The organism is Polaromonas sp. P1_E12, from assembly GCF_056405975.1.
Map to the genome: position 1 here is coordinate 206,041 of NZ_JBFUBB010000006.1, position 21,402 is coordinate 227,442.

Sequence of the window (21,402 nt, forward strand, 5' to 3'; positions counted from 1 at the left end):
GACTTTCAGCGCCTCGCGCGCAATGTTGCAATTTTCGCGGTTTACAGGGGAGGAGTCAGCGGCCGCGGTACAGGTTTGGAGGGCACCACGACGCCCATGGAAATCACGTAGGTCAAAGCCTCATCGACGCTCATCTGGAGCTCAATGCAGTCGCTTCTTTTCAGCATCACAAAATAGCCACCGGTGGGATTGGGCGTGGTGGGTACATAAACACTCAGGTAATCGCCCTGCAGGTGATTGACCACATCGCCGCCGGGCAGTCCCGTCAGAAAGCCGATGGTCCAGACACCTTCACGCGGCCACTGAACCAGCAAGGCCTTGCGAAAGGCATTGCCGTTTTCCGAAAACACCGTATCGGAGACCTGCTTTACGCTGGAATAGATGGATCGGACGATGGGAATGCGGCTCAGGAACGAGTTGCCCCAGCGGACCAGTTTCTTGCCGAAGAAATTGCTGGCAACCGCGCCCATCAGCAGCACGATCAGCAGCGTCAGCAACACGCCGAAACCGGGGATATGGAAACCCAGCAGCTTGTCGGGATGCCAGGCGCCGGGAAGAATCAGCAGCGTCTGGTCCAGCGTGCCGACGATCCAGTCGAGCACCCACAGCGTGATGGCCAGGGGCACCAGCACCAACAGTCCGGCCAGAAGCCATCGGCGGATCGAAGCCATCACGAGGAAGTCTTGGAAGAGGAGTCGCTGGCCGAAGTCTTGGCGGGCGCGGCCGGCGCGGGAGCGGGGGCTGCTGCGGTGCTTGCCGGCGCGGCTGCACCGGAATCGGCCGGCTTGCTGTCCGAACCGTTGCCGCTGGCAGTGCCGGCTTCGCCGCCGTCGGTCTTGGGTGCTGGCACACCCGTGCTGTTGCCGCCGCGGAAGTCCGTCACGTACCAGCCCGAGCCCTTGAGCTGGAAACCCGCCGCCGTGACCTGCTTTTTGAACGCGGGTTCGCCGCATTGCGGACACACCGAGAGGGGCGCATCGGAGATTTTTTGCAGAACGTCCTTGGCATGCCCACAGGACTCGCATTTATAGGCGTAGATTGGCATAGTGCTTAAGGCTTTGAGGGGCTGTCCCCGGGGTATTCCCGGGAATATCCCGGGGAATTTGCCTGGAAAGGCTCCCAGATGCAAAGCCCTCAATTATAGGCCGTTGAGACCTTCCCCGGCCGGCCCTAAAACACCCGTACCCGCAGGACAACCTGCATGGCAATCAGCCCCAACACAAAGCCCAAACCGCCATAAATCAGGCTTTGCAGCAGCTTGTTGGTACGCTTTTGCTCATACAGCAGTTCCTCAAGCTCTCGTCGGTTGATTCCGGGGGGCGATTTCAGGTACTGGGACAGCAGGCGCGGCAAACCGGGGAGCAGCTTGGCATAAGCAGGCGCCTCCGCCTTGAGCTGCGCCAGCAATTTTTCCGGACCCACCTGTTCGAGCATCCATTTTTCGAGAAAGGGCTTGGCGGTGCTCCAAAGGTCCAGGTCAGGATCCAGCTCGCGGCCCAGGCCCTCGATGTTCAACAGGGTCTTTTGCAGCAGCACCAGCTGGGGCTGGATTTCGACATGGAAACGGCGCGAAGTCTGAAACAGCCGCATCAGCACCAGGCCCAGCGAAATTTCCCTGAGCGGCCGGTCGAAGTAGGGTTCGCAGCACGCGCGGATGGCGGCTTCCAGCTCGTCCACCCGAGTCTCGGGCGGAACCCAGCCGGATTCCAGGTGCAACTCGGCCACCCGTTTGTAGTCGCGCTGGAAAAACGCGCTGAAATTCTGTGCGAGGTATTCCTTGTCGACCTCGGTCAGGGTGCCCACGATGCCGAAATCCAGCGAGATGTAGCGACCGAATGTTTCCGGCGCCAGGCTGACCTGGATATTGCCGGGGTGCATGTCGGCATGGAAGAAGCCGTCGCGGAACACCTGGGTGAAAAAAATGGTGACGCCGTCGCGCGCCAGTTTTTTCATGTCGACACCGGCATCGCGCAGGCGCTGGGCCTGGCTGATCGGAACGCCTTTCATGCGCTCCATCACCATGACGTCGGGCATGCAGAAGTCCCAGACCATTTCAGGGATCATCACCAGGTCGAGGTTTTGCATGTTGCGGCGCAGCTGGGCCGCATTGGCCGCCTCACGCAGCAGGTCCAGCTCGTCGTGCAGGTATTTATCGAACTCGGCCACCACCTCGCGGGGCTTGAGGCGTTTACCATCAGCAGACGCGCCTTCCACCCAGCCGGCCATCATGTGCATCAGCGCCAGGTCTTTCTCAATGGCAGGCAGCATGTTGGGCCGCAGCACCTTGACGGCCACTTCGCGGCCATTTGGCAAGGTGGCGAAATGCACCTGGGCAATCGAGGCGCTGGCTACGGGAATTTGTTCGAAGCTGGCAAAGATGCGGTCCAGCGGCCGGCCAAAGGCTTTTTCGATGATGGCGACGGCGACGGCGGACTCAAAAGGCGGCACCCGGTCCTGCAGGCGCGCAAGCTCGTCGGCGATGTCGGGCGGAAGCAGGTCGCGCCGGGTAGACATGACCTGGCCGAACTTGACAAAGATGGGGCCCAGGCTTTCAAGCGCTTCGCGCAGGCGCTCGCCACGCGGCGCCTTCAGGTTGCGGCCCAGCGAGACGATGCGGGTCAGCAAACGGATCCAGGGACGTTCGAAACTGGAGAGCACCAGCTCATCCAGGCCAAACCGGAGCACGGTCCAGACAATAAAAACACCTCTGAAGAGGCGACTCATGCAGCAGGTGCTTTCACTGGCTCGGCATCGCCGCCTGCCGCAGAAGGACCCGCCTTGGGCGCCGTTTCAGAAGGTTGGGCGCCGGAGGTTGCTGCCGCGGACGAAGGAGGAACCGACGCAAGAGGTGTACTTGCCAAAAATTGCTTGAGCCCGGCAAAGATTCGCCGCCCAGCATCGGCCACTGCATGCGCAGGAGCATCACCGATCAGCCGGGAAAGGTCCTCTTCGGCATCCCAGCGCAGGTTTTCAGCCAGCCAGCCCAGTTCGGCGGCCAGCTGCACATCCCCCTCAATTTTCACCGGCGGCGGCTTGCCGGCCAGCACAGACTGCATCACGGTCAGCGGCGATTCAGTAGCCACAGCCAGCAACAGGTCCGGCTTGGCAGCGGGCTGGGCCCGGTCCACCAGGCCCGCGGGTGTCACCACCAGGTCAATCGCAAACAGGCCCCAGCGCAGATGCACCACGCGCCCCTTTTGCCGCAGCAGACGGTCCTGCGCCTGCTTTTCCTGCATCAGGACATGGTTCAGGAAGAGCACCAGCCGTTGCTGCCCCTCATCCACCACCCAGGCGGGCGGCTGAAAGCGGGTGGCAATGGATTCCAGAAAAGAAAATGGGGACGTCGTGGTATTCATACGTTCCCGATTTTGACAGCAATGTGGCCCCCACGGTCGCTCACTTCGTGTAGCTCCCTGCCCCCCGAGGGGGCCGCCCGCCTGCGGTCCGGTGAAGTCAACCCCGCGGCTCATGCTGGCTTGAAGAATTCGTTGGGCGCGACCAGCGGGGGCCGAGGGTCCGGCTTCGCCGGCCCAAGGCGCCGCCCCCTTGAGGGGGGAACGGACTACACGAAGTGAGTCCGGACGGGGGTGCTTACTGAAGCGCCTGCACGCCGGCGACCAGCCAGCCGCTGCCGCCGCTGCGTGGCTTGGTCATGTTCCAGACTTCGCGGAAGGGGCTGGCGCCTGCGGAGGCGTCTTCGCGGATCATGCCGGAAAACTCCACGCTGGCCATGTAGACATCGCTCAGTTCCTCGATGCCCAGCAATTGCGCATCCAGCATCACGACCTCGGTCTTGTTGACCACACCGCCGGTGTGTGACTCGCGGTCGGCGAGCTGGGTCTTGATCTGCTCGAGCATGTCGTCCGTCATCATGGCGCGCAGGTTCTGGATGTCGGAGCGATCCCAGGCATCCTGCAGCGTGACGAAGTTGGCCTTGCTGGCCTTGAGGAAGCCTTCGGCGTCAAAACCGGCCGGAACGCCCCAGGACTGCGCACCCAGCAAGGCCGAGCCGATCATGGAACCGCCTGCGGGCGCTGCCGCATCGTATTTGTTGGCATCAAAAGCCATGCTGCTGCGTTCCCAGGGGCGCGCGGATGCATCGTTGCCGACGTTCTCAGGGCTGTAGTTCTTGGGGGTGGTGGCGTTGCCCGCACCCTGGAAGGCAAAAGGCGCCTGCCCGGCCGCAGAGCCTTGCGCACCAGCCGCTCCGCCCTTGAATTTGCGCATGATGAAGCCGATCACCAGCATGACCACCAGCGCCAGCAAGGCAAACATGATGATCTGGCCGAAGGCGCCGCCCAGGCCCAGCGATGAAGCCAGCCAGGCCAGGCCCAGACCTGCGGCCAGGCCGCCCAGCATGGCGCCCCAGGGTTTTTTGGGCGCAACAGGCGCCGGCGTTGCCGCAGGGGCCGCCGGTTTGGCGGCATTGGCGCCACCAGGCGCCGCCTCACGCTTGGTCACGTTGGACGACTGCTTGCCAAATGACGAACCACCGCCCAGTCGTTTGGCGTCAGCAGGCGCTCCCCCCAAAGTCAGGGTTAACGCAAGCGCTGCGGAAAAAATTGCCGACCAGATTTTCATATCGTCTCCTTGATCACGGTTTTGAGGCCGTTTGACTTTTCAACACTTGATTCCAACATGCAATGCCACAACTCCGCCTGTCATGTTGTGATAGTCCACATGGCCGAAACCACTTTTATGCATAAGGGCTTTCAGTTCGTCCTGGCCGGGGTGCATGCGAATTGATTCGGCGAGGTACTGGTAGCTTGAATCGTCATTGGCCACCAGCTTGCCCAACCGCGGCAACACCTTGAAGGAATACCAGTCGTAAATCTTTTCCAGCGGCTTGGCGACTTTGGAGAACTCCAGCACCAGCAGCTTGCCACCGGGCTTGAGCACGCGGTTCATCTCGCGCAGCGCATCTTCCTTGTGCGTCATGTTGCGCAGCCCGAAGGCGACCGTCACCACGTCGAAGCTCGCATCGGGAAACGGCAGATGTTCGGCGTCGCACACCAGGGTGGGCAAGCTGACACCAGCATCCAGCAGGCGGTTCCGGCCTTCGCGGAGCATCGCCTCGTTGATATCGGTATGCACCACACGGCCCGTGCTGCCCACCTTGGGGGCAAAGGCCAGCGCCAGGTCGCCCGTGCCGCCGGCGATGTCCAGCACCTGGTAGCCCTCTTTAACGTTGGCCACCAGCACCGTGTAGGCCTTCCACGCCCGATGCAGCCCCATCGACATCAGGTCGTTCATCACGTCGTACTTGGGCGCCACGGAGTCAAACACCCCGCGCACGCGGCGTGCCTTGTCTTGCTCGTCAACGGATTCAAAACCGAAATGGGTACTGCTCATACCATCAATGCTAGAGGGCAAAGGTGTAATTGCTCTCGACAACCCTGAGCTGACATGGGGCATTGCGGCTTATTGCCCGCTTTTATGCTGGAAAAACAACAGTGGCGCGAAATGCCCATTCGCCGCCGCGTCGCGGCCGCGCACCGCTCGCGCGGAATCAGTGGCTTGCACAGCCGTGGCCGCCGGGCGCGGCCATGGGTGCATCGCGCTCAACTCCGGCCGCCTGCAGGCGCCTCTGGTACTCGTCCCATAACTGGGCCTGGTCGGCGCCCAGTTTGTAGAGATAGTCCCACGAGAAGATTCCGCTCTCATGGCCATCGGAAAACACGGGCTTGACCGCGTAATTGCCAATAGGCTCAAGCTCAACCACATTCACTTCGCGCTTGCCAGTTTGCAAAATTTCCTGGCCAGGGCCATGGCCCTGCACCTCTGCCGAGGGCGAATAGACGCGCATGAGTTCAAACGGAATCCTGAACTCGGCGCCGTCGGAGAACGCGATTTCAAGAATGCGCGACTGGCTGTGAACCGTCAATGCGGTGGGCGTGGGTGAACCGGGTTGAAGGCCTGCCATGGGAAATCGCTTTCTGAAAAGAAAAGGCCGGACGCATCAGGCCTTCGTGAGGATTCGGCATTCTGGCAATAAGCCCGTTGACATCAAAGCCAGAAATTGCCCTAGACCAGCACCCGTTCGATGCCACCGTGGTTGGCCGCCTCCACATACGTGGGCAGCCACTCCTTGCCCAGGATCTGATTGGCCATTTCCACGACGATGTAATCCGCCTCGAGCAGGCCGTTTTGCAGATCGTTGCCGTAGCGCGAGAGCCCTTGCAGGCAACTCGGGCAGCTGGTGAGTATCTTGACGTTTCCCGCCTCGGCAACGGCACCCGCCTCGCGAAGCTGGGCTTCGCCCTTGCGCAGCTCTTCTTCCTTGCGAAAACGGATCTGCGTGGAAATGTCCGGCCGGGTAACGCCCAGCGTGCCCGACTCACCGCAGCAGCGGTCATTCTTGAGCACGTTGTCACCCAGCAGCGCCTTGACGGTCTTCATTGGCTCCTGCAGCTTCATCGGGCTGTGGCAGGGGTCGTGATAGAGGTAGCCAGCGCCGGGCTGGTCGGTGCGCAGGGTGATGCCTTTTTCAAGCAGGTATTCGTGGATGTCGATGATGCGGCAGCCCGGGAATATCTTGTCGAATTCGTAACCCTGCAGCTGGTCATAGCAGGTGCCGCAGCTCACCACCACCGTCTTGATGTCCAGGTAGTTCAGCGTGTTGGCGACGCGGTGGAACAGCACCCGGTTGTCGGTGATGATTTTCTCGGCTTTGTCGAACTGGCCGCTGCCGCGCTGCGGATAACCGCAGCAGAGGTAACCCGGCGGCAGCACAGTTTGCACCCCCGCATGCCAGAGCATGGCCTGCGTCGCCAGGCCCACCTGGCTGAAGAGGCGCTCGGAGCCGCAGCCGGGGAAATAAAACACCGCCTCGGTTTCCGACGTGGTGCTCTTGGGGTTGCGAATGATCGGGACGTAGTCCTTGTCTTCGATGTCCAGCAGCGCACGTGCTGTCTTCTTGGGCAGGCCGCCCGGCATCTTCTTGTTGATGAAGTGGATCACCTGCTCTTTCACAGGCGCCTTGCCGACCGTGGCCGGCGGCAGCGCCGTCTGCTTGCGTGCCAGCCGGCGCATCAGGTCGTTGGCCAGGCGCTGGGCCTTGAAGCCCACGTCCACCATGGCGCTGCGCATGAACTTGATGGTCTGCGGGCTGGTGGCGTTCAGGAAGATCATGGCGGCAGCGTTGCCGGGCCGGAAAGACTTCTGCCCCATCTTGCGCAGCAGGTTGCGCATGTTCATGGAGACTTCGCCGAAATCGATGTCCACCGGGCAAGGCGTCAGGCACTTGTGGCACACGGTGCAGTGGTCGGCCACGTCTTCGAATTCTTCCCAGTGCTTGATGCTCACGCCGCGCCGGGTCTGCTCTTCATAAAGGAAAGCCTCCACCAGCAGCGAGGTGGCCAGAATTTTGTTGCGTGGGCTGTACAGCAGGTTAGCGCGCGGCACATGGGTGGCGCACACCGGTTTGCACTTGCCGCAACGCAAGCAATCCTTCACGCTGTCGGCAATGGCGCCGATGTCCGACTGCTGCATGATCAGCGACTCATGCCCCATCAAGCCGAAGCTGGGGGTATAGGCATTGGTCAAGTCGGCATGCAAGATCGGCTTAGCATCATTTTTGGACTGAAGACCGCTCCCCTCTTGCGCGAGCAGCTCCTGATTTCGTAGCAGCTTGCCTTTGTTGAAGCGCCCTTCCGGATCGACTTTTTGCTTGTATTCGGTAAAGGGCCGCAGCTCTTCGTCGGTCAGGAACTCCAGCTTGGTGATGCCAATGCCGTGTTCCCCGGAGATAACGCCGTCCAGCGAACGAGCCAGCACCATGATGCGCGCCACCGCCACATGCGCGGTCTGCAGCATCTCGTAGTCGTCGCTGTTGACGGGCAGGTTGGTGTGCACGTTACCGTCGCCGGCGTGCATGTGCAGCGCCGCCCAGACACGGCCCTTGAGCACACGCTTGTGGATGGCATTGCACTCCTCCAGGATGGGCAAAAACGCGCCGCCCGAGAAAATCGCCTGAAGCTGGGCCCGGATATCGGTTTTCCAGCTGGCGCGCAGCGAATGGTCTTGCAACTGCGGGAACAAGGTCGCTACACCCGCCAGCCAGCCGGACCATAGCGCTCGTACCTCAGCTATCAGCGCCAGCGCCTGGCCCACACGGTCTTCCAGCAGTTCTGCCGAAGGAATATCGTTGGCATCGTCCGATTTGCCCAAAGGCAGGTTGCCCTTGAGGAAAAAAGCCTCCAGCTCGTCGCACAGCCGTATCTTGTTGGCCAGGCTGAGCTCGATATTGATCTGCTCGATGCCGTCGGTATATTCGGCCATGCGGGGCAGCGGAATCACCACGTCTTCATTGATCTTGAAGGCATTGGTGTGCTTGGAGATCGCGGCGGTACGCTTGCGGTCCAGCCAGAATTTCTTGCGGGCGTCGGGGCTGATGGCGATAAAACCTTCGCCGTGGCGCGAGTTGGCAATGCGCACGACTTCCGAGGTGGCACGCGCCACCACATCGGCGTCGTCGCCGGCAATGTCGCCAAAGAGCACCATCTTCGGCAGGCCGCCGTGCTTTTTCGATTTGGTCGCATAGCCGACCGCCTTCAGGTAGCGGTCGTCCAGGTGTTCCAGCCCCGCCAGGATGGCGCCGCCGCGCTTTTGCTCGGCGAACATGAAATCCTTGATCTCGACGATGCTGGGCACCGCGTCCTTGGCATTGCCGAAAAATTCGAGGCAAACCGTGCGGGTATGTGCCGGCATGCGGTGCACGATCCAGCGCGCGCTGGTGATGAGACCGTCGCAGCCTTCTTTCTGGATACCCGGCAAGCCGCTCAGGAATTTGTCGGTGACATCTTTGCCCAGGCCTTCCTTGCGGAAAGTCTTGCCGGGAATATCCAGCCGCTCGGTGCGGATAGGCGTTTTGCCGTCGGCTTCGAAATACTGAAGATCGAAGCTGGCCATCTCGGCGTCGTGGATCTTGCCGAGGTTATGGCCCACGCGCGTGACTTCCAGCCACTCGGCCTGGGGCGTGACCATCCGCCAGGAAGCGAGGTTGTCCAGTGCGGTGCCCCACAGCACGGCCTTTTTGCCGCCTGCATTCATCGCGATGTTGCCGCCTATGCAGGAGGCTTCGGCAGAGGTCGGGTCGACCGCGAAGACGAAGCCGCCGCGCTCGGCCGCGTCGGCCACACGCTGGGTGACCACGCCGGCTTCAGTCCACACGGTAGCCACTGGCTTGTCAACGCCGGGCAACGAAACCATTTCGACCTCGGTCATGGCTTCGAGTTTTTCGGTATTGATGACAGCCGACTTCCAGGTCAACGGAATCGCCCCGCCGGTGTAGCCGGTGCCGCCACCACGCGGCACGATTGTCAGGCCAAGCTCGATACAGGCCTTGACCAGGCCGGCCATTTCGACTTCAGTGTCGGGCGTGAGCACCACAAAGGGGTATTCGACACGCCAGTCAGTCGCATCGGTGACATGTGACACCCGCGAGAGGCCGTCGAACTTGATGTTGTCTTTGAGCGTCAGCTTGCGCAGCTTGCGTTCCGTCAGGCGGCGAAGGTCGTACATCTCGCTGAAGGAGGTGTAGAAGCGGGCGACGGCGCCGCGAGCGGCGTCGAGCAGTTCGCCCACAATGGCGTCGCGCTGTTGATCTGCATCCGGGGTGCGGCGTTTTTCGACCTCAGTCAGCCGGTGCTGCAAGGCGTCGACCAGCAGCTTGCGCCGCTTGGGGTTGTCCAGCAGGTCGTCCTGCAAATAGGGGTTGCGCTGCACGACCCAGACATCGCCCAGCACTTCATACAGCATGCGCGCGGAGCGGCCGGTGCGGCGCTCGTCGCGCAGGCGGTTCAGCAAGTCCCAGGCACGCTCGCCGAGCAGGCGGATGACCACCTCCCGATCGGAAAACGAGGTGTAGTTATAGGGAATCTCGCGAATGCGGGCTTCGCCAGCCTTTGCGTCATCGGCAAAGACGTTCAATTCTTGGAGGGTAGTAGGGGCGTTCATCGTGAAAAGCCAGCGGCTTCGGACCCGTGTCCAGCGCTGTTGCCCTATATTACCGCAGCGCAACATTTACCCGTGGCGCCATGGAAGTCGTATGTGTCCTTATGGAAATCCCGCTTGTCGGGAAGCCCGCAAATCGATTAAATCGCTTGTCACAAACAGTTTTTACACTGTCCCGTTTAACGTGGCGCGCCCCGATGCGCGTCCAATCCCAGGAGTTTTAATGAAAAACCGTCTCTCAGCATTCGCCTTCGCGGCCCTCGGCCTGTGCGCGCCGCTGGCCAGCCAGGCCCAGACCGAGATCCAGTGGTGGCATTCAATGACGGCCGTCAACGGCGAATGGGTCAATGACCTGGCCAAGCAATTCAATGAGAGCCAGAAGGAATACAAGGTAGTGCCCACGTTCAAGGGCACGTACGATGAGTCCATGACGGCGTCCATCGCGGCCTTCCGCGCCGGCAATGCACCACATATCCTTCAGGTCTTTGAAGTGGGCACCGCCACGATGCAGGCCAGCAAGGGAGCCATCGTCCCGGTCGGCAAGATCATGCAGGACGCGGGCGAGAAGTTCGACCCGAAAGCCTATATCCCCGCTGTTGCCGGCTACTACACCGCGCCGAACGGCCAGATGTTGAGCTTCCCGTTCAACAGCTCCACCACCATCTTCTATTTCAACAAGGACGCGTTCAAGGCTGCGGGCCTGCCGACCGACAAGGCCCCCGTGACCTGGCCTGAGGTCGTCAACGCCGCCGCCAAACTGAAGGCATCCGGTCACAAATGCCCCTTCACGACCGCCTGGCAGAACTGGACACAGGTGGAAAGTTTCTCGGCCTGGCACAACGTCGAGTTCGCCACCAAAGCCAACGGCCTGCAAGGCATGGATGCGCGCCTGAAGGTGGATTCACCGCTGCACGTGCGCCACATCGAGAATCTGGCCAACATGGCCAAACAGGGGCTCTTTATCTACAAGGGCCGCGGCAACGTACCGGAAGCCAGCTTCGTGTCGGGCGAGTGCGCCATGATCAACACCTCGTCGGGCTTTTACGGCAATGTGGCGAAAAACGCCAAGTTCGCTTACGGCCTGGCCCCGCTGCCCTATTACCAGGACGTTCCCGGCGCGCCACAGAACACCGTGATCGGCGGCGCCAGCCTCTGGGTCATGTCGGGCAAGAAGCCCGCTGAATACAAGGGCGTGGCCAAATTCTTCAGTTTCATCTCGACGCCTGAAGTGCAGTCCGCCAGCCACAAGCGCACCGGTTACCTGCCTGTGACGATGGCTTCGTACGACCTGACCGAAAAGTCCGGCTTCTACAAACAGAACCCGGGCACCGACGTCGCGGTGACGCAAATGATCCGCAAGGTCACGGACAAGAGCCGCGGCATCCGTCTGGGCAACTATGTGCAGATTCGCGCGATCGAGGACGAAGAACTCGAGCAGGTCTGGAACGGCAAGAAGACGGCCAAAGAAGCGTTGGGCTCCATCGTCAAGCGCGGCAATGAGCAGCTTGAGCGTTTCCAGAAGGCCAACAAGGGCTGATCGCCCAAGAGACAGAGCAGGCCCGCACGGCGGGCTAAACTCGGCCCGCTGCGCCCTCTCCCCCTCATCGGGGAAGGCCAGGCGGGTTTTTATGTTTTAGCACTCACAAGTTTTTGCCCACTGAAGGCCCTATGGAAAAACGCGTTGTCTTTCGATCCAGCTGGCTGCCCTGGCTGCTGCTGCTGCCGCAAATGGCGGTCATCTTGGTGTTTTTCTTCTGGCCAGCGGCGCAGGCGCTTCTGCAGTCGCTGCAACAGCAAGACCCTTTCGGCACCTCCATCGAATTCGTCGGCCTGGCCAATTTTCGGCAATTGCTGGACGACCCGAGCTATGTGGAGTCGTTCAAGACGACCGCGTTTTTCTCGGTGATGGTGGCTGGCATCGGCATCAGCCTGTCACTGTTGCTGGCGGTGTTTGCCGACCGCATCGTGCGCGGCGGCATGTTCTACAAAACCATGCTCGTGTTGCCCTACGCGGTTGCCCCGGCTGTGGCGGCCGTGCTGTGGGTGTTCATGTTTTCTCCCTCGCTGGGCGTGGTCGCCTACGCGCTGGGCAAGATAGGCATCAACTGGAATCATCTGCTCGACTCCGGCCATGCCATGACGCTGATCGTGATGGCCTCGGTGTGGAAGCAGATTTCCTATAACTTCCTGTTTTTTCTGGCGGGCCTGCAGTCGATTCCCAAGTCACTGATCGAAGCCGCCGCCATTGACGGTGCGAAACCCTGGCGCCGCTTCTGGACCATCCAGTTCCCGTTGCTGTCGCCCACGACCTTCTTCCTGCTGGTCATCAACGTGGTCTATGCCTTCTTCGACACGTTTGCCATCGTCGACGCCGCCACACAGGGCGGGCCGGGCAAGGACACGGCCATCCTGGTCTACAAGGTGTATTACGACGGCTTCAAGGCCATGGACCTGGGCGGCTCGGCTGCGCAGTCGGTGGTATTGATGGTGATCGTGGTGGCGCTGACCGTAATTCAATTCCGCTACGTCGAGAAAAAGGTTCAGTACTGATGACGCCCCCACGCTTTTCATTTCATGTAATGCGCGAGGCCTTGCAGGCCGCGGCTCGCGAGACGCTTCGCCTCTGTCGCCCGTCCAAGCCTGCGCAGGCAGGCTTGGAGCTGCGGGCTCCAGCCCCTCGGGGGCGCTTTTTTCCTTGGGGCGGCCCGGCGGAAAAACATGTCTATCCCTCACACATACAGTCCAAGGTGAACGCCAATGGTTGAAAAACGCGGAACCCACGGCATCCTCGCCCACGTCATCGTGATCCTGGGCGTCTTTATCGTCGCCTTCCCCCTCTACCTGGCTTTCGTGGCCTCGACCCACACGGCGCAGGAAATCGTGCAGGCGCCCATGCCGCTGCTGCCGGGCACCAACATGATCGACAGCTACAAGGCGGCGCTGTTCGGGCGCGAATCCGCCGTCGGCTCCAATGCACCGGTGGCGCACATGATGTGGGTCAGCTTCGTCACGGCGATGGTGATCGCGATCGGCAAGATCACGATCTCGCTGCTGTCGGCATTCGCCATCGTGTACTTCCGCTTCCCCTTCAAGAAGACCTGCTTCTGGGCCATTTTTGTGACGCTGATGCTGCCGGTGGAAGTGCGCATTCTGCCCACCTACAAGGTGCTGTCGGATCTGAACATGCTCAACACCTATGCGGGCCTGACGGTACCGCTGATTGCCTCGGCCACGGCGACTTTCTTGTTCCGCCAGTTCTTCCTGACGGTGCCTGACGAGCTCACCGAAGCCTCACGCATGGATGGCGCCAGCCCCATGCGCTTTTTCTTCGACGTGCTGCTGCCGCTGTCGAAGACTTCGATCGCCGCGCTTTTTGTCATCCAGTTCATCTACGGCTGGAACCAGTACCTCTGGCCGCTGCTGGCCACGACGAGTGAAGACATGTACCCGGTCGTCGTGGGCATCAAACGCATGATCGCCGGCGGTGACGGCCAGAACGAATGGAACGTGGTCATGGCCACTGCAATTTTGGCGATGCTGCCGCCCGCCCTCGTGGTGGTGCTGATGCAGAAATGGTTCGTCAAGGGCCTGGTCGACACCGAAAAATAGAGCCAGCCCAAACCAGCCAAGAACAACCAAGACACAACGGAAATACAGACATGGCATCCCTTTCATTCAATAACGTCATCAAGCGCTACGGTTCCGGCAAGGACGCACTGCAAGTGCTGCACGGCGTGAACGCCGAGATCAACGACCACGAGTTCATCGTCATCGTCGGGCCCTCGGGTTGCGGCAAGTCCACCCTGCTGCGCATGGTGGCCGGGCTGGAGGAAGTCAGCGACGGGCAGATCTCCATTGGCGGCAAGGTCGTCAACGAGCTGGAACCTTCCGAGCGTGACATCGCGATGGTGTTCCAGAACTACGCGCTCTACCCGCACATGAGCGTATTCGACAACATGGCTTACGGCCTGAAGATCGCCAAGGTGCCCAAGGATGAGATCAAGACGCGCGTCGACAAGGCCGCCAAAATCCTGGAGCTGGGCCACCTGCTGGACCGCAAGCCCCGCGCGCTCTCGGGCGGACAGCGCCAGCGCGTGGCCATGGGCCGCGCCATCGTGCGCCAGCCGCAGGTGTTTTTGTTTGACGAGCCGCTATCCAACCTGGACGCCAAACTGCGCGTGCAGACGCGTCTTGAAATTCAGAAGCTGCACCGCGAACTCGGCATCACATCCCTCTTCGTCACGCATGATCAGGTCGAAGCCATGACGCTGGCCCAGCGCATGATGGTGATGAACGCCGGCCGCATGGAACAGTTCGGTACGCCCGAAGAGGTTTACAACCGGCCCGCCACCACCTTTGTGGCCAGCTTCATGGGCTCGCCTCCCATGAATTTGCTCAAGCAGGCCCCGAATGCCGACTTCGGCGGCAAGCCCGGCGCCATTCTGGGCATACGCCCCGAGCACCTGACGGTGGGTCCCACCGGCTGGGCAGTGCAGGTCGACACGATCGAAATGCTGGGCGCCGAGCGCCTGTTGTACTGCCGCATGGGCAGCGAAGCCATCATCGTGCGCACCGACGAAAGCCTGTCAACGGCACCCGAGATCGGTGCGACCATCCACGTTACGCCGCGCGCAGATCGCCTGCACTGGTTTGACTCGGAAACGGGCAAACGGATCTAATTTCCGGCTTTCGTCTCGTCTCCACAGGTCCTGAGCACACCCATGACAAACCCCGTATCAGCTGCCAACTGGCCCTACCCGCGCTGGGTAGCGCATCGCGGCGCCGGCAAGCTGGCGCCGGAAAACACCTTGGCCTCCTTCATGTTGGGCGCCAGCCATGGCTACCGCATGTTTGAGTGCGACGTGAAACTGAGCGCCGACGGCGTTCCCTTTTTGCTGCACGACGCCACGCTGGAGCGCACCAGCAACGGCAAAGGTGTGGCTGGCGAGTTAAGTTGGGAGGCGCTGGCCAAGCTTGACGCCGGCGGCTGGCATTCCCCGGCGTTTGCCGCGGAGGGCCTCGCCAGCTTTGAGCGCATCGCCCGCTTTTGCCTGGACAAGGGCTACTTCCTCAATATCGAGATCAAGCCCACACCGGGCATCGAGAGTCACACCGGCACCGTGGTGGCCAACGAAGCGGCCCGGCTGTGGCAGGGCCAAGCCATTCCCCCACTGCTGACGTCCTTCCAGCCGCTGTCGCTGGAGGCGGCTCGAAATGCCCAGCCCCAGTTGCCACGCGGCCTGCTGCTCGACCAACTCCCCGCCAACTGGCTGGAAACAGCGGCTCAGCTGGGCTGCGTGGCCATCGTCTGCAACCACAAACTCTGGAACGCCGATACGGTGGCCCAGGCCAAAAAAGCCGGCTTCAAGTTGCTGAGCTATACGGTGAATGACGAAGCGAACGTGCAGCGGCTGCTGGCCCTGGGCACCGACGGCATCATCACCGACGCAGTGAACGTCTTCAAGCCCGATTTGTAGTCGCTATTCGAAGGGACTTTAGAAATTCAATTACCGGGTGCAGGGCAAGGCGCACGGAGCGCAGGACACCGGAATGCACTTGGGTGCATGAGGATTCCGAGCACCGCGCAACGCAGCCATGCGCCCGGCAATTGGATTTATAGAACCCCTTCAGGCCCGCCAGGCGCCCAGCAAAACCCACTGGCAGACGGCCGCGCCGACCACCATGGCGGCATACGTCAGCATCTTCCCGTCATGGCCGAAGAACACAAGCCCGGCCACCAGCACCACCACGTTTGCTACAAAAACAATAGCTGCTTGCGCATACCAGGTCTGGGCTAAAGGCATTTTTGATCTAAATAATCCACCCATAAGCCGAGTTGCCAGCACCAGCAGCAGGGCCACCGCGGCGGCCGGCAGGACAAGATTGAGCAGGTGGTTCGCCAGCAGGTAAAAGGTCATGCGCGTAGGGATAGTTAAAAACTCGCCTGGCTTCAGAGCAAATCCAAAACAAGCTTCAAAACGGCCAAAAAAAGGACTATCAGGGCGATTGTCCGGCCTTTGTACCGTCCTGACCGCTTCAATTTTATAATCGGAGGATGTCAGTCTGGGCCCTTGGGCTAAACCACAACACCGCACCGCTCGATTTGCGCGGCCGGTTCGCCTACGCCCTGGACCAGGTCGAGCCCACTTTGCGCGGTTTGCGCGAGTCGCTGGCCCGCCAGCCCGAGGCCACGCTGCTCTCTACCTGCAATCGCACTGAGATTTACTGCGCTGGCGAAAAGAACGACCTGGACCACACGCTGGACTGGCTGGCGCACAGTGGCGGCGTCTCGCCCGCCTTGCTGCGCTCACATGCCTATACCCTGCACGACGATGCAGCGGCCCGTCATGCTTTTCGCGTGGCCAGCGGGCTCGATTCCATGGTGCTGGGCGAGCCCCAGATTTTGGGCCAGATGAAGGACGCCGTGCGCGCCGCCGAAGACGCGGGCGCCATGGGCACCACCTTGCACCAGCTGTTCCAGCGCTCCTTTGCCGTGGCCAAGGAAGTGCGCAGCAGCACCGAAATCGGCGCGCACAGCATCAGCATGGCGGCGGCCAGCGTGCGGCTGGCCGGCCAGCTGTTTGAAGACCTCGGCGACATCAAGGTGCTGTTTGTCGGCGCCGGCGAGATGATTGACCTCGCGGCTACCCACTTCGCCGCCAAAAACCCCAAAGCCATGGCCATCGCCAACCGCACGCTGGAGCGCGGCGAGAAGCTGGCCGGCCGCTTCGGCGCCGAAGTGATGCGCCTGGCCGATTTGCCCAGCCGCCTGCATGAGTTCGACGCCGTGATCAGCTGCACCGCCAGTACGCTCCCCATCATCGGCCTGGGCGCGGTCGAGCGCGCCGTCAAGCTGCGCAAACATCGCCCGATGTTCATGGTCGACCTGGCCGTGCCGCGCGACATCGAACCCGAAGTCAAGGCCCTGCCCGACATCTACCTCTACACGGTGGACGACCTGGCCCACGTGGTGCAGACCGGCAAGGACAGCCGCAAGGCCGCCGTGGCGCAAGCCGAGGTCATCATCGACGCGGGCGTGCAGAACTTCATGCACTGGCTGGGCCAGCGCCGCAGCGTGCCGCTGATCCAGCAGCTCAATGCGCAGACCGACGAGTGGCGCGCTGCCGAAATCGTGCGGGCCAAAAAGCTGCTGGCCCGGGGCGAGCCCATCGACACGGTGCTGGACGCGCTGACCCGCGGCCTCACCCAGAAAATGCTGCACGGCGCGCTGGCCGAGCTGCATGCGGGCGACGCCAACAGCCGCGAAGCCACGGCACAGACCGTATCCAGGCTGTTTTTGCGCGGCCAGCTGCCCAAAATCCAGTCCGACGACAAAGAGCGTTAGCGGCCGCCAAGGCACTGACTTCCTGTGCCGGCCACAGCCGGTTGCTCCGCTGACGGAGCGTCGTTGTTGACGGCCTTCCGGCCCCCTTTTTCCAGTCCTCCATTCCCATGAAACCTTTTCTTCGCCAAACCCTGGACCGCCAGCTGCTGCGGCTGCACGAGCTGGACGCGCTGCTGTCTGCCAGCGACGTGGTCAGCGACCTGGACCGCTTCCGTTCGCTGACCCGGGAGCACGCCGAAGCCAGCGTGATCGCCGACCAGTACTTGCGGCTCACCAGTCGCGAGGCCGACCTCGGCAGTGCTGAAGGCATGCTGACTGAAGCCAAAGATGACCCGGAAATGGCTGCGATGGCGGAGGAAGAAATCGCCGCCGCCAAAGCCGATATCGCGAAGATCGACGAGGCCCTGCAGCTGATGTTGATTCCGAAGGACCCGGACGACGCGCGCGCGGCTTTCATCGAAATCCGTGCCGGCACCGGCGGTGATGAATCAGCGCTGTTCGCCGGTGACCTGTTCCGGATGTACACCCGCTTTGCCGAACGCAACCGCTGGCAGGTGGAAATCATCAGTGAATCCTCCAGCGAACTGGGCGGCTACAAGGAGGTCGTGCTGCGCATTGACGGCGCCACGGACGCCCTGGGCGTCGGTGTGTACGGCAAGCTGCGATTTGAGTCAGGCGGCCACCGCGTACAGCGCGTGCCCGCCACCGAAACGCAAGGTCGCATCCACACCAGCGCCTGCACGGTGGCCGTGATGCCGGAGCCGGACGAAGCCGTAGCCATCCAGATCAACCCGGCCGACCTGCGTATTGACACGTACCGCGCCAGTGGTGCCGGCGGCCAGCACATCAACAAGACGGATTCGGCCGTGCGCATCACGCACATTCCGACCGGCATCGTGGCGGAATGCCAGGAAGGCCGGAGCCAGCACAGCAACAAGGCCCAGGCGCTCAAGGTACTCACCGCACGCATCCACGAAAAAGACCGCTCCGAGCGCGCCGCCAAAGATGCCGCCCTGCGCAAGGGGCTGGTGGGCACAGGCGACCGCAGCGACCGCATCCGCACCTACAACTTCCCGCAGGGGCGGTTGACCGACCACCGCATCAACCTGACGCTGTACAAGCTTCTGGCCATCATGGAAGGCGACCTGGGCGATGTGGTCACGGCCCTGCAGGTGGCGCGCGGCGCCGAGCTGCTGGCGGAGCTTGAGACCGCCAACAATGGCGCCTGAACATCAGCAGTTGAGCAACAAAAAGGCCTCCAGCCCAATCAGGATGTGCGCAAGCAGCTACTATTTTCATAGCACTTCAAGGGGGTTCAGTTGAGCGGGCTTACCTGCGCGCAAGCCCTGGCTGCCGCCCAGGCATTGGGGCTGGACCGCCTGGATGCCCAGTTGTTGTTGTTGCATGCGCTGGGCAAACCGGAGCATGCCCGCGCCTGGCTGCTGGCCCACGATACGGACGAGCTGGCAGAAGATGCCGCGCAGCGTTTCCAGGCGCTGTGCCTGCGCCGCGCCAGCGGAGAACCGCTGGCTTACATCGTGGGCAGCAAGGAGTTTTTCGGCCTGACGCTTCAGGTGGATGCCCGTGTGCTGGTACCGCGCCCCGACACCGAAACGCTGGTGAGCTGGGCGCTTGAGCTGCTGCAGGTGCCCGGCGCACCGGCCGACCCGCGAATTCTGGACCTTGGCACGGGCAGCGGGGCCATTGCCCTGGCCATTGCCCACAGCCTGCCCAAGACGGGCCGACAGGGCCGCGTGACGGCGGTGGATGCGAGTGCGGACTCGCTGGATGTCGCCCGGGATAATGCGACCCGCCTGAACCTGGAGATCGATTTCATTCAAAGTCACTGGCTGCAGGAAGTTAGCGGACACTTTCACCTGATCGCCAGCAATCCGCCTTACATTGCCAGCGCTGACCCACATCTGGCTGCCCTGATTCACGAGCCCCTGGCCGCCCTGACTGCCGGCCCGGACGGGCTGGAGGACATCCGGGAGATCACCCGGAAGGCGCCCGCCAGCCTGCTGCCAGGCGGCTGGCTGTTGCTGGAGCATGGCTACGACCAGGCAGAAGCCGTGCGGTCACTGCTGGCGCAAGAGGGCTTTGTACAGGTTCAGAGCCGGCGCGACCTGGCGGGCATCGAACGCTGTTCTGGCGGGCTGTGGCCGGGCGAACGATGAATCCACACGGGAAATCAAACGGCAGGATAATCGGGAGGTTGAATTCTGGTTTCCAGATTCCATGTATTTGAAACAGCCTCGCCGAAACGCGTTTTTCGGCCCGGTACAGGCGCTTCGGCCCACACCCCAAAAGGATTCACCATGAGCACGACAGACCCTACCCAGCAACGCATCGCCGAAATCGTCAAATCGAGCGATGTGGTCCTTTTCATGAAAGGCACGGCCCAATTCCCGATGTGCGGTTTTTCCGGCCGTGCCATCCAGGTGCTGAAGGCCTGCGGCGTGAACAAGCCCGCCACCGTGAACGTGCTGGAAGACGAGGAAATCCGCCACGGCATCAAGGAGTTCAGCAACTGGCCGACCATTCCACAGCTCTACGTGAAAGGCGAGTTCATCGGCGGCTCGGACATCATGATGGAGATGTACCAGAACGGCGAGCTGCAACAGGTGCTGGGAACCCCCACCACCAACTGAGCGTTGCAGGCGTTGTGCCGGCTTTGCACCGGCGCCATCGATGGATCAGCGCGTGTAGCCCGCGCAGGCGCCTGCATCTACCGCGCCCTTGCATTCGCGTTTGAGCCGGGCATCGCGCTGGCCGGGTGTCTCGCCGGACCCTGAGATGAATTTGACTTTGCCGCCTGAATTTACCGCACCGGATTGAGCGGCGGTCTTCTTGGTTTTTTTGGCCTTGGCGGGCTTTACCCCATCCTGGGCCGATTGAGCCTGCACATTACCGCCCAGCAGCGCCATGGCCAAGACGGCAGCCAGCGCATTGCAAAAATTCCTGTTCATACTTTTTCCTCCCTTTTTATTCTTTCGCAAACGCAGGTGACACCGCGTTTCGCCTCAAGCTTTATTGCAGCTTGGGGTCGCCAAATTGTTCATCATCAGGTGGCACATCCGCCGGCAGGCGGAACCCTTCGCTGGCCCAGGCGCCCAAGTCTATGTTCTTGCAACGCTCGCTGCAAAATGGGCGAAAAGGGTTGCTGGGTGCGTAAATGCTTTCACCGCCGCAGCCCGGGCATACGACCCGTTTGAGGGGCGGGGAATCGTTCTTCATCGCAGGCATGTTTGTAGACAGGTCTGGGGATCAATCGGGTGTGATGGCGGGGAGGCTGCAAGTCCTGAAATCAGGAGCAAAGCGTCAGCTCAAACGCAGAATCTTCGGTGCTGGCGTGCAGCCGGTCGTCACTGCCGTGACGCATGAGGCGCACCGACACAATCAGCCGGTTACCGCTGATTTCGGGAATCAGCCCCAGAGCCGGGTCTATCCGCAGGCGCAACAGCTGGAAGGTACGCCCCTGCGGCAACGTCTGCTGGTATTGCCCGCCGGGCGCCACCACTTTTTGAGGCGCCCCGGAGTCACGCAACAGCGTTAGCAGTACACGTATGGATTCGGCCAGCGGCACCAGCGGTGTGATCCAGCGCTGCAGGTCTTGCTGGCGTGTTTCGGTGTCCAGGTGTTGCCATGCATAGTAGGCCGGCAAATCAAACTCACAGGTCCCGCCCGGGATGCCGACACGGCTGCGAATGCTCATCAGCCAGTCGTTTTCCGTCAGGGAATGACCGGCTTTGCCCGGCAGGTTGTTCAAGGCGGAAAAACAGCCCTCAAGCTGGCCGGTCACCTCGTCCAGAACGGCTTCGGAAATGGCCGGGTTGCCGCGGTAGCCGTTGAGGACATGTTTTTGCTTCTCAAGGTCCTTGAGCACGTCGGTCTTCAGGTCGGCCCGCGCGCCGACATCCATGATTTCAAAAATGGTCGTGATCGCGTAATGATGATCCGTCGGGCTCTCACGCTCCACCAGTTCACCGAGACGGCGAAACAGGTGCTCAAGTCGCAGGTAAGTGCGTATTCGTTCGTGAAAAGGATACTCGTAAAGGATCACAGCGCTAGATTTCGTCAGCTTTGAATGAGGAGGTTTGTTT

At 61.6% G+C, this 21,402-nt stretch carries 21 protein-coding genes; 9 read left to right on the forward strand and 12 right to left on the reverse strand.

What is annotated here, in order from left to right; all coding sequences use genetic code 11:
• Positions 1–41 precede the first annotated feature (41 nt).
• The 8 genes from AC1D13_RS17630 to AC1D13_RS17665 form a co-directional block, all read right to left on the reverse strand.
• A complete protein-coding gene (locus AC1D13_RS17630; protein ID WP_457279653.1) occupies positions 42–671 on the reverse strand; it encodes a DUF502 domain-containing protein in 630 nt (209 codons plus the stop codon).
• Positions 671–1,045 (reverse strand): FmdB family zinc ribbon protein, encoded by a 375-nt coding sequence (locus AC1D13_RS17635; protein ID WP_457279654.1) that lies wholly within the window; start codon positions 1,043–1,045, stop codon positions 671–673. The genes AC1D13_RS17630 and AC1D13_RS17635 overlap by 1 nt, the downstream gene beginning before the upstream one ends.
• A gap of 125 nt (positions 1,046–1,170) precedes the next feature.
• A complete protein-coding gene (gene ubiB / locus AC1D13_RS17640) occupies positions 1,171–2,724 on the reverse strand; it encodes a ubiquinone biosynthesis regulatory protein kinase UbiB (protein WP_457279655.1) in 1,554 nt (517 codons plus the stop codon).
• Positions 2,721–3,356 carry a hypothetical protein gene (locus tag AC1D13_RS17645; protein ID WP_477666076.1) on the reverse strand — a complete coding sequence of 212 codons (636 nt, stop codon included), beginning with the start codon at positions 3,354–3,356 and terminating at the stop codon, positions 2,721–2,723. Before AC1D13_RS17645 ends, ubiB begins: the two co-directional genes overlap by 4 nt.
• 235 nt (positions 3,357–3,591) lie before the next feature.
• On the reverse strand, positions 3,592–4,581 hold the full coding sequence (locus AC1D13_RS17650; RefSeq protein WP_477690019.1) for a Tim44 domain-containing protein: 990 nt from the start codon (positions 4,579–4,581) through the stop codon (positions 3,592–3,594).
• A gap of 39 nt (positions 4,582–4,620) precedes the next feature.
• Positions 4,621–5,352, reverse strand: coding sequence for a bifunctional demethylmenaquinone methyltransferase/2-methoxy-6-polyprenyl-1,4-benzoquinol methylase UbiE (gene ubiE / locus AC1D13_RS17655; protein ID WP_477666074.1), 732 nt, complete (start codon positions 5,350–5,352; stop codon positions 4,621–4,623).
• A 157-nt stretch (positions 5,353–5,509) separates the two neighbouring features.
• Entirely contained in the window at positions 5,510–5,923 is a 414-nt protein-coding gene (locus tag AC1D13_RS17660; protein WP_477666073.1) for a gamma-butyrobetaine hydroxylase family protein, read from the reverse strand.
• Between the two features lie 101 nt (positions 5,924–6,024).
• Positions 6,025–9,957 (reverse strand): DUF3683 domain-containing protein, encoded by a 3,933-nt coding sequence (locus tag AC1D13_RS17665; RefSeq protein ID WP_457279660.1) that lies wholly within the window; start codon positions 9,955–9,957, stop codon positions 6,025–6,027.
• Positions 9,958–10,177: 220 nt separating this feature from the next.
• On the opposite strand from AC1D13_RS17665, the gene ugpB reads away from it, so the two are divergent.
• The 5 genes from ugpB to ugpQ all read left to right on the forward strand — a co-directional run bounded on the left by ugpB (position 10,178) and on the right by ugpQ (position 15,431).
• The gene (ugpB, locus tag AC1D13_RS17670; RefSeq protein WP_457279661.1) at positions 10,178–11,491 is read left to right on the forward strand and encodes a sn-glycerol-3-phosphate ABC transporter substrate-binding protein UgpB; all 1,314 of its coding nucleotides are present in this window, start codon (positions 10,178–10,180) and stop codon (positions 11,489–11,491) included.
• A gap of 131 nt (positions 11,492–11,622) precedes the next feature.
• Positions 11,623–12,504, forward strand: a complete 882-nt coding sequence (gene ugpA, locus AC1D13_RS17675; RefSeq protein ID WP_457279662.1) for a sn-glycerol-3-phosphate ABC transporter permease UgpA — start codon at positions 11,623–11,625, stop codon at positions 12,502–12,504.
• A gap of 207 nt (positions 12,505–12,711) precedes the next feature.
• The gene (gene ugpE / locus AC1D13_RS17680) at positions 12,712–13,563 is read left to right on the forward strand and encodes a sn-glycerol-3-phosphate ABC transporter permease UgpE (RefSeq protein ID WP_457279663.1); all 852 of its coding nucleotides are present in this window, start codon (positions 12,712–12,714) and stop codon (positions 13,561–13,563) included.
• Positions 13,564–13,613: 50 nt separating this feature from the next.
• Positions 13,614–14,633: a sn-glycerol-3-phosphate import ATP-binding protein UgpC gene (locus AC1D13_RS17685; RefSeq protein ID WP_457279664.1), complete on the forward strand. Its 1,020-nt coding sequence runs from the start codon at positions 13,614–13,616 to the stop codon at positions 14,631–14,633.
• A 42-nt stretch (positions 14,634–14,675) separates the two neighbouring features.
• On the forward strand, positions 14,676–15,431 hold the full coding sequence (gene ugpQ, locus AC1D13_RS17690) for a glycerophosphodiester phosphodiesterase (protein ID WP_457279665.1): 756 nt from the start codon (positions 14,676–14,678) through the stop codon (positions 15,429–15,431).
• 150 nt (positions 15,432–15,581) lie between these two features.
• Here the strand turns inward: ugpQ and AC1D13_RS17695 are convergent, their stop codons facing one another.
• Positions 15,582–15,872 (reverse strand): hypothetical protein, encoded by a 291-nt coding sequence (locus AC1D13_RS17695; RefSeq protein ID WP_477690020.1) that lies wholly within the window; start codon positions 15,870–15,872, stop codon positions 15,582–15,584.
• A 137-nt stretch (positions 15,873–16,009) separates the two neighbouring features.
• Between AC1D13_RS17695 and hemA the strand changes: the two genes are divergently transcribed.
• The 4 genes from hemA to grxD all read left to right on the forward strand — a co-directional run bounded on the left by hemA (position 16,010) and on the right by grxD (position 19,950).
• Complete coding sequence (gene hemA / locus AC1D13_RS17700) at positions 16,010–17,299, forward strand: glutamyl-tRNA reductase (protein ID WP_457279667.1); 1,290 nt, start codon at positions 16,010–16,012, stop codon at positions 17,297–17,299.
• Positions 17,300–17,406: 107 nt separating this feature from the next.
• Positions 17,407–18,528: a peptide chain release factor 1 gene (gene prfA / locus AC1D13_RS17705; RefSeq protein WP_477666071.1), complete on the forward strand. Its 1,122-nt coding sequence runs from the start codon at positions 17,407–17,409 to the stop codon at positions 18,526–18,528.
• A 90-nt stretch (positions 18,529–18,618) separates the two neighbouring features.
• The gene (gene prmC, locus AC1D13_RS17710) at positions 18,619–19,476 is read left to right on the forward strand and encodes a peptide chain release factor N(5)-glutamine methyltransferase (RefSeq protein WP_477666070.1); all 858 of its coding nucleotides are present in this window, start codon (positions 18,619–18,621) and stop codon (positions 19,474–19,476) included.
• A gap of 141 nt (positions 19,477–19,617) precedes the next feature.
• A complete protein-coding gene (grxD, locus tag AC1D13_RS17715) occupies positions 19,618–19,950 on the forward strand; it encodes a Grx4 family monothiol glutaredoxin (protein WP_457279670.1) in 333 nt (110 codons plus the stop codon).
• Between the two features lie 45 nt (positions 19,951–19,995).
• Here the strand turns inward: grxD and AC1D13_RS17720 are convergent, their stop codons facing one another.
• The 3 genes from AC1D13_RS17720 to zapD form a co-directional block, all read right to left on the reverse strand.
• Positions 19,996–20,268, reverse strand: a complete 273-nt coding sequence (locus AC1D13_RS17720) for a hypothetical protein (protein WP_457279671.1) — start codon at positions 20,266–20,268, stop codon at positions 19,996–19,998.
• Between the two features lie 61 nt (positions 20,269–20,329).
• Positions 20,330–20,545, reverse strand: coding sequence for a DNA gyrase inhibitor YacG (locus AC1D13_RS17725; protein ID WP_457279672.1), 216 nt, complete (start codon positions 20,543–20,545; stop codon positions 20,330–20,332).
• Between the two features lie 61 nt (positions 20,546–20,606).
• Positions 20,607–21,362, reverse strand: coding sequence for a cell division protein ZapD (gene zapD / locus AC1D13_RS17730; protein ID WP_457279673.1), 756 nt, complete (start codon positions 21,360–21,362; stop codon positions 20,607–20,609).
• Positions 21,363–21,402: the final 40 nt, after the last annotated feature.

What these genes read in the sequence shown, in the direction of transcription:
- ugpA (WP_457279662.1), top strand. Translation starts at nt 11,623, where the DNA reads ATGGAAAAACGCGTTGTCTTTCGATCCAGCTGGCTGCCCTGGCTGCTG.
- AC1D13_RS17720 (WP_457279671.1), bottom strand. Translation starts at nt 20,268, where the DNA reads ATGAACAGGAATTTTTGCAATGCGCTGGCTGCCGTCTTGGCCATGGCG.
- AC1D13_RS17630 (WP_457279653.1), bottom strand. Translation starts at nt 671, where the DNA reads ATGGCTTCGATCCGCCGATGGCTTCTGGCCGGACTGTTGGTGCTGGTG.
- AC1D13_RS17725 (WP_457279672.1), bottom strand. Translation starts at nt 20,545, where the DNA reads ATGCCTGCGATGAAGAACGATTCCCCGCCCCTCAAACGGGTCGTATGC.
- AC1D13_RS17660 (WP_477666073.1), bottom strand. Translation starts at nt 5,923, where the DNA reads ATGGCAGGCCTTCAACCCGGTTCACCCACGCCCACCGCATTGACGGTT.
- AC1D13_RS17685 (WP_457279664.1), top strand. Translation starts at nt 13,614, where the DNA reads ATGGCATCCCTTTCATTCAATAACGTCATCAAGCGCTACGGTTCCGGC.
- AC1D13_RS17635 (WP_457279654.1), bottom strand. Translation starts at nt 1,045, where the DNA reads ATGCCAATCTACGCCTATAAATGCGAGTCCTGTGGGCATGCCAAGGAC.
- ugpQ (WP_457279665.1), top strand. Translation starts at nt 14,676, where the DNA reads ATGACAAACCCCGTATCAGCTGCCAACTGGCCCTACCCGCGCTGGGTA.
- ubiB (WP_457279655.1), bottom strand. Translation starts at nt 2,724, where the DNA reads ATGAGTCGCCTCTTCAGAGGTGTTTTTATTGTCTGGACCGTGCTCCGG.
- AC1D13_RS17645 (WP_477666076.1), bottom strand. Translation starts at nt 3,356, where the DNA reads ATGAATACCACGACGTCCCCATTTTCTTTTCTGGAATCCATTGCCACC.
- ugpE (WP_457279663.1), top strand. Translation starts at nt 12,712, where the DNA reads ATGGTTGAAAAACGCGGAACCCACGGCATCCTCGCCCACGTCATCGTG.
- prfA (WP_477666071.1), top strand. Translation starts at nt 17,407, where the DNA reads ATGAAACCTTTTCTTCGCCAAACCCTGGACCGCCAGCTGCTGCGGCTG.
- AC1D13_RS17650 (WP_477690019.1), bottom strand. Translation starts at nt 4,581, where the DNA reads ATGAAAATCTGGTCGGCAATTTTTTCCGCAGCGCTTGCGTTAACCCTG.
- grxD (WP_457279670.1), top strand. Translation starts at nt 19,618, where the DNA reads ATGAGCACGACAGACCCTACCCAGCAACGCATCGCCGAAATCGTCAAA.
- hemA (WP_457279667.1), top strand. Translation starts at nt 16,010, where the DNA reads ATGTCAGTCTGGGCCCTTGGGCTAAACCACAACACCGCACCGCTCGAT.
- ugpB (WP_457279661.1), top strand. Translation starts at nt 10,178, where the DNA reads ATGAAAAACCGTCTCTCAGCATTCGCCTTCGCGGCCCTCGGCCTGTGC.
- AC1D13_RS17665 (WP_457279660.1), bottom strand. Translation starts at nt 9,957, where the DNA reads ATGAACGCCCCTACTACCCTCCAAGAATTGAACGTCTTTGCCGATGAC.
- AC1D13_RS17695 (WP_477690020.1), bottom strand. Translation starts at nt 15,872, where the DNA reads ATGACCTTTTACCTGCTGGCGAACCACCTGCTCAATCTTGTCCTGCCG.
- ubiE (WP_477666074.1), bottom strand. Translation starts at nt 5,352, where the DNA reads ATGAGCAGTACCCATTTCGGTTTTGAATCCGTTGACGAGCAAGACAAG.